Annotated in this window: 1 protein-coding gene; it reads right to left on the reverse strand. The window is 54.7% G+C overall.

Translation table 11 applies throughout. The annotated features are described in order from the left end of the window. Window positions 1–711, reverse strand: a 711-nt coding sequence (locus tag LIN78_RS17960) for a cadherin-like domain-containing protein (RefSeq protein WP_227182262.1), incomplete at both ends; no start/stop codon positions are given.

Here is a 711-nt window from a genome sequence, read left to right on the forward strand (position 1 = left end):
CCATTAATGGTGATCTTCAAATCGGCGGTCGCTGTGCTGCCGTCTTTGTCCGTGATCGTGTACTTGTACGTGTCGGTCAGGCTCTGACCATCGTTCAACGCATTCACCGCGCTGTTGTTGTTATTCAGCGTGTAGGTGTAGTTGCCATCTGCCGTTAGCACTAGGCTACCGTAGGTCAGGTTGATGGTCACTGGGCTCACCGCGCCGGCCGTTGGGGCGCCGTCTCCACCAATCACGTCGTTGCTGGTGTACACATTACCTGTCGCTGTCAGCGTGGTGTCTTCCGTGACGCTGGCGCTGTCGTCGTTCGCAAATGGTTTGCTGTCGGTAATCGTGATGTCTAGGCTGTCTGTGCTGCTTTGACCATTGTTGTCTTTGACGATCACCGCGATCGGATCCAGTACGTTGCTGTTGCTGCTTTGGATCGATGGGTCGTAGGTGTAGCTTAACTTGCCTGTCGCACTGTCATATCCGGTCAAGACCAACACACCTTTTGGTGTAGTGATCGTCACTGGCGTCGTGCCCAAGTTGTTCAGCTGTGCCAAGCTAACATCGGTGCCGCCTATCGTGACGGTGTTGATGCCCGCTTCGGCTTTAACAGTCAGGTCGCCGGCAATTGGTCCATCTGTTTCTGCTACCGTCTTGTCGCCATCTCCGCTACCTGGGTTGTTCGTGTCCGGGATGCTGATCGTTGGCACACCATCTGTATGA

It is taken from the genome of Leeia speluncae (assembly GCF_020564625.1).
Taxonomy (GTDB): Bacteria; Pseudomonadota; Gammaproteobacteria; order Burkholderiales; family Leeiaceae; genus Leeia; species Leeia speluncae.